This is a genomic window from Coriobacteriia bacterium (assembly GCA_031292615.1).
GTDB lineage: Bacteria > Actinomycetota > Coriobacteriia > Anaerosomatales > JAAXUF01 > JARLGT01.
The window spans coordinates 1-5,197 of the sequence record JARLGT010000086.1 but is presented as its reverse complement, the minus strand read 5'-3'; the positions used below and the strand labels follow the sequence as shown (position 1 = coordinate 5,197).

Below are 5,197 nucleotides of genomic sequence, written 5' to 3'. Positions count from 1 at the left end.
CGCCCCCCCCCCCCCGCCCCCCCCCCCCCCCCCCCCGCTCCGGAACCCGAGCCCGACACGCTGATGCCTCAAGCGCCACAAGCCTCCCAGGCCGCTGGGATTTCTGAAACGCCCGTGAAGGCTTCGTTGCCGGAGACTGCTGCGAGCCCGGCCGTCGCCTTCGACGAGGAACCTCCGCCCACACCGCCGGTCGCCGTCGACGTGCACCACGCTGGAGGACTCGACCGGTCGTCGGCTCGCGCCGCATGGCCGGCGGTTCTCTCGGAGATCAAGAAAACCAAGCCGGGGCGCGCGCAACTCTTCGGCGCGGCAGATATCGAAGTCGACAGCGACGGCGAGACGCTCGTCGTGGAGTTCCCGGGCGACCAGGCGTTCTCGGTCCAGCTTGCCGAGGAGCCAGAGATGCGCGAGCTACTGAAGCGTGCGCTGGCCTCGGCACTCGGCTTCGCACCGCCGGTGCGCTTTCAGCTCGGCAAGGGCGCCGTACGCCCAGCCGAGGCCGTGCGCGCGGCCGCGGCGTCAGAGTCGCCGGTCGGCGTGCAGACGCCCGAGCGCGCGGCGCAACCGAAGCAAGCGCCGGCGAGCGACACCAGCTACGACGATGAGCCCGTGCCCGAGTACTACGAGACCGGCGCTGGCATGAGCGAGCCCATCGAGGCTACCGTTCCGGTGCCCCTCGCGCCGCCGACAGGGACGGACCCGACCGCGCCGGAGAGCGACCTGACGCGGCTGCTCACGGGCATGGGTGCGCAGATTGTGGCTCAGCACGCTGCACCGCCAGATGCTCTGACGCCCGCGACGGACGATGATGACGATGCGGCCGCCGAGCTTGCCTCGGCCGACGCCGCTCCGTATGGCGATCCAGGACTGTTCGATTCAGACGCAAGAGAGGACGAAGCCCAGTGAACTTCGGAAGCATGATGAAGCAAGCGCAGAAGATGCAGACCAAGATGGCGGCCATGCAGGAGGAGCTGAAGAACGAGCAGCTCGAGGCTTCGGCAGGCGGCGGAATGGTCAAGGTCAAGATCACCGGCGACGTGCAGATCGTCTCGATCACGATCGACCCTGCTGCCGTGGATCCCGAGGACGTCGAGATGCTGCAGGACATGGTCACCGCCGCGGTCAACGAAGCCATTCGCTCGGCGCAGGAGCTCGCTGCTGCGCGCATGAACGACATCACCGGCGGCATGAACATCCCGGGTCTGATGTAGGTGCTCCGCTGATGCGCTATGCACCGCCCATCGCCCGACTCCTCGAGGAGCTGGAGCGCCTGCCCGGCGTCGGCCCGAAGTCGGCTCAACGTATCGCCTACTGGTTGCTAACGGCCGAGTCGGCCGACGCCCAGCGTCTCGCCGACTCGATCATCGAGGTGAAGCGCACCATCCACTTCTGCCCGGTGTGCTTCAACTTCGCCGAGGGCGACCTGTGCGAGGTGTGCGCCGATGACGACCGGGACAGGACCAAGATCTGCGTCGTCGAGGAGCCGCGCGATCTGGTCGCGCTCGATCGCACCGGCGAGTTCCACGGTACCTACCACGTGCTGCAGGGGGCGATCTCGCCCATCGACGGCATCGGGCCCGACCGCCTGCGTGTTCGCGAGCTGATCGACAGGCTCGGACCAGGTGAGGTCACCGAGGTCGTCATCGCGACCAACCCCAACGTCGAGGGCGAGACCACGGCACTCTACCTCGCACGTCTCATCAAGCCACTCGGAATCACGGTGACGCGTATCGCGAGCGGGCTGCCCGTTGGAGGCGACCTCGAGTACGCCGATGAGGTCACGCTCGGTCGCGCTCTGGAGGCACGCCGAGAGATGTAGTGCCGCTCGCCCTGCGCTGGGCGCCCTCCGTCGCGCGCGACACAGGATTCGATGCCGATGCGTCGTACTCTCCGAGCACGCGGCGAAACGTGCACGAAACCGGTGTTTCCAGCATTTGTCTACCGTTCACCGATTGCCTGACGCCGCCGACCGCCGCCTGAGCACCGCACGGGGGTGGATTGGGCGGTCGCCCCTATTCTTGTGTGACCTGTCGCCCGGCCTGGGCGGCGCAGTCACCCCGCACCACCACGTGTGCCGAGTGAAGGGAAAGGACGCGATGCCACAGCTAACGGAGATCCGTTGGCATGCGCGGGCCGGCCAAGGCGCAGTCACGGCGGCCAAAGTCGTTGCCGAGACAGCGCTGTCAGCCGACCAGTACATGCAAGCCATGCCCGAGTACGGTCCCGAGCGGATGGGTGCGCCGATCAAGGCGTTCACGCGCATCTGCGACGAGCCTATCGAGATCCACAACAACATCGAGTTCCCCGACGTCGTCATCGTCTTGGATGAGACGCTGCTCGACGTCATCGACGTCACCGAGGGCCTCAAGCCCACCGGAACGCTGATCATCAACACGTGCTCCCCGGCCTCTGCCGTCAAGGCGGCGCTTGGCGTCGCAGACACGGTCACCGTGGCCACAGTCGATGCGTCAGGCATCGCGCTGGACACCATCAAGCGCGACATCCCCAACACACCGATCGTTGGTGCGCTGTGCAAGACGACCGGCGTCATCGACGTCGAAGCCTTCAAGGGGCTGCTCTCCAAGAACCTGGCCAAGAAGTTTGGCCAAGAGATGATCGACGCGAACTTCGCCGCGGTCACGCGTGCGTACGAGGAGGTGACCCAGGCGTGAGTGAGAAGAAGTGGGATGTCTCCACAATGGACGAGTGGACCAGCGACGAGTTCCCGCGCGGCGCGACGATTCCCGTCGCCGGCAACTCGTGTGAGTACGTCACCGGTGGCTGGCGCAGCGAGCGTCCGGTCCGCGACGACGCCAAGTGCACTCAGTGCCTGCTGTGCTGGGTGTTCTGTCCGGACACCTCGGTCAAGGTGGCCGACGAAAAAGTCTACGACTTCGACTACGACCACTGCAAGGGCTGCGGTATCTGCGCCCACGAGTGCCCCGCCGACGCCATCGAGATGGTGCCCGAGGGCTGCGAACTTCCGGGGGTGAAGTAACCGATGGCTGTTGAGCAGAAGACAGTTGCTACGACCGGCAACATCATGGTCGCCGAGGCGATGCGACAAAGCGCGCCAGACGTCATGGCGGCCTACCCCATTACTCCGCAGACGACGATCGTCGAGGAGTACGCCAAGTACGTCGCACAAGGCCGCGTCCACACCGAGTACGTCACGGTCGAGTCCGAGCACTCGGCGATGAGCGCGTGTATCGGCGCATCTGCCGCTGGCGCTCGCGTCATGACCGCCACGTCGTCGCAGGGCCTGGCGTACATGTGGGAACAGCTCCACATCGCATCCGGCCTACGGTGCCCGATCGTCATGGCCAACGCCAACCGCGCCTTGGCCGCGCCGATCAACATCCACTGCGACCACTCCGACATCATGGGCGCGCGTGACACCGGGTGGGTCATCTACTTCGCCGAGACGGCGCAGGAGGCCTACGACAACACGCTGATGTCCGTGCGCGTCGCCGAGCACCCCGACGTGATGCTCCCGGTCATGACGACGCTCGACGGGTTCATCACGACTCACACCATCGATCGGGCACGGCTCTTGTCCGATGAGGACGCGGCGAAGTTCGTTGGAACGTACACGCCGGAACACGCCCTGCTCGACACGGACAACCCCACGAGCCACGGCAACTTCGCGAGTCTCGGCGGGACGTACTTCGAGTTCAAGAAGGCGCAGCGCAACGCCATCGATCGTTCGATGGAGGTCATCAAGAATGTCGGCGCCGAGTTCGCCGAACTCTCCGGTCGCCCCTTCGATGTCGTCGAGGGCTGGGGCATGGACGATGCCGAGTACGTGATCATCGCCATCGGCTCCACCGCCGGTAACTGCCGCCACGTGGCTCGCGAGTTGCGCGCCAAGGGCGTGGCGGCTGGCGTGCTCAAGATCCGCGTCTTCCGCCCGTTCCCCTTCACCGAGGTCGCCGAGGCGATCAAGGGCGTCAAGGCGGTCGCGGTTCTGGACCGCTCCGAGTCGTTCGGCGCCGAGGGCGGCCCCGTCTTCCTCGAGGTTCGCAGCGCCCTGTACGACATGGAGACCCGCCCGCTGGTCATCAACTACATCTACGGCCTCGGCGGTGCCGACGTGAAGCTCGAGCTCATCCAGCAGGTCTATGACGACCTGGTTGACCTGGCCGACGGCGTGCACGAGTCGGGTCGACTCGTCTACCTCGGCGCAAGGTAGGGAGGACACCAATGGCAAACATCAAGGAGCTCTCCCACAACCCTGAGGGGCTGACCGGCGGCCATCGCCTTTGTGCTGGCTGCGGCGCGTCGATCACGGTCCGTCAGGTGATGCTTGCGGCCGGCGGTACCCCGGTAGTCACCGGATGCGCTACCGGCTGCCTCGAGGTCTCGACCACGATCTATCCCTACACGTCGTGGACGGGTCCCTTCATCCACAACGCCTTCGAGAACTCCGCGGCAACCGTCTCCGGCGTCGAGGCCGCATTCAAGGGCCTGCAGCGGGCCGGCAAGATTCCCGCCGACAAGCAGATGAAGTTCGTCGCCTTCGGAGGCGACGGCGGCACCTACGATATCGGTCTGCAGTCGCTGTCCGGCGCCATGGAGCGCGGGCACGACATGGTCTACGTCTGCTACGACAACGGTGCGTACATGAACACGGGCATCCAGCGCTCGTCGGCCACGCCGTTCGGCGCGTGGGCTACCACCGCCGAGGTCGGCAAGGCGCAGCAGGGCAAGGTGCAGCGTCGCAAGGACCTGACGTCGATCATCGCCGACCACGGCGTCTACGCCGCGCAGGCGTCGATCAGCCACTGGAAGGACCTTACCAACAAGGCCGAGAAGGCGTTCGCGGTGAAGGGTCCGGCGTTCATCAACGTGCTCTCGCCCTGCCCTCGAGGCTGGCGCACGCTACCCAGCGCGTCGGTCGAGATCGCGAAGCTCGGCGTGCAGACCGGCTTCTGGCCGCTCTTCGAGGTCGAGGACGGGCACTGGCGTCAGACCGTCAAGGTCATGAACCGCAAGCCCGTCACCGAGTTCCTCAAGCCCCAAGGCCGTTTCAAGCACCTCTTCACGCCCGAGAATGCCGAGCTTCTTGAGGCCGTTCAGGGTGAAGTCGATCGCTACTGGGACTACATCATGCGGCGCTGCGACTGCGAGGCGTAGGAACCAGCTAGACACATCAGCACCGTCTCGGGGGCCCCCCCCGGTTTTCTTAGGGGGCCGG

Annotated in this window: 7 protein-coding genes; all 7 read left to right on the top strand. The window is 66.0% G+C overall.

All coding sequences use genetic code 11. The annotated features are described in order from the left end of the window. Nucleotides 1-126: 126 nt before the first annotated feature. The 7 genes from P4L93_07665 (at nucleotide 127) to P4L93_07635 (ending at nucleotide 5,136) form a co-directional block, all read left to right on the top strand. On the top strand, nucleotides 127-906 hold the full coding sequence (locus tag P4L93_07665) for a hypothetical protein (protein MDR3686813.1): 780 nt from the start codon (nucleotides 127-129) through the stop codon (nucleotides 904-906). Next, the gene (locus P4L93_07660) at nucleotides 903-1,211 is read left to right on the top strand and encodes a YbaB/EbfC family nucleoid-associated protein (GenBank protein MDR3686812.1); all 309 of its coding nucleotides are present in this window, start codon (nucleotides 903-905) and stop codon (nucleotides 1,209-1,211) included. The genes P4L93_07665 and P4L93_07660 overlap by 4 nt, the downstream gene beginning before the upstream one ends. Nucleotides 1,212-1,222: 11 nt before the next feature. Beyond that, nucleotides 1,223-1,819 (top strand): recombination mediator RecR, encoded by a 597-nt coding sequence (gene recR, locus P4L93_07655; GenBank protein MDR3686811.1) that lies wholly within the window; start codon nucleotides 1,223-1,225, stop codon nucleotides 1,817-1,819. A gap of 277 nt (nucleotides 1,820-2,096) precedes the next feature. Continuing rightward, entirely contained in the window at nucleotides 2,097-2,672 is a 576-nt protein-coding gene (locus tag P4L93_07650) for a 2-oxoacid:acceptor oxidoreductase family protein (GenBank protein MDR3686810.1), read from the top strand. A 26-nt stretch (nucleotides 2,673-2,698) separates the two neighbouring features. Next, the gene (locus P4L93_07645; protein MDR3686809.1) at nucleotides 2,699-2,998 is read left to right on the top strand and encodes a 4Fe-4S binding protein; all 300 of its coding nucleotides are present in this window, start codon (nucleotides 2,699-2,701) and stop codon (nucleotides 2,996-2,998) included. A 3-nt stretch (nucleotides 2,999-3,001) separates the two neighbouring features. After that, complete coding sequence (locus P4L93_07640) at nucleotides 3,002-4,192, top strand: transketolase C-terminal domain-containing protein (protein MDR3686808.1); 1,191 nt, start codon at nucleotides 3,002-3,004, stop codon at nucleotides 4,190-4,192. 11 nt (nucleotides 4,193-4,203) lie between these two features. After that, the gene (locus P4L93_07635) at nucleotides 4,204-5,136 is read left to right on the top strand and encodes a thiamine pyrophosphate-dependent enzyme (protein ID MDR3686807.1); all 933 of its coding nucleotides are present in this window, start codon (nucleotides 4,204-4,206) and stop codon (nucleotides 5,134-5,136) included. Nucleotides 5,137-5,197 lie beyond the last annotated feature (61 nt).

Coding starts and splice junctions, on each gene's coding strand:
- P4L93_07635 (MDR3686807.1), top strand. CDS start 4,204: ATGGCAAACATCAAGGAGCTCTCCCACAACCCTGAGGGGCTGACCGGC.
- P4L93_07650 (MDR3686810.1), top strand. CDS start 2,097: ATGCCACAGCTAACGGAGATCCGTTGGCATGCGCGGGCCGGCCAAGGC.
- P4L93_07645 (MDR3686809.1), top strand. CDS start 2,699: ATGGACGAGTGGACCAGCGACGAGTTCCCGCGCGGCGCGACGATTCCC.
- P4L93_07640 (MDR3686808.1), top strand. CDS start 3,002: ATGGCTGTTGAGCAGAAGACAGTTGCTACGACCGGCAACATCATGGTC.
- recR (MDR3686811.1), top strand. CDS start 1,223: ATGCGCTATGCACCGCCCATCGCCCGACTCCTCGAGGAGCTGGAGCGC.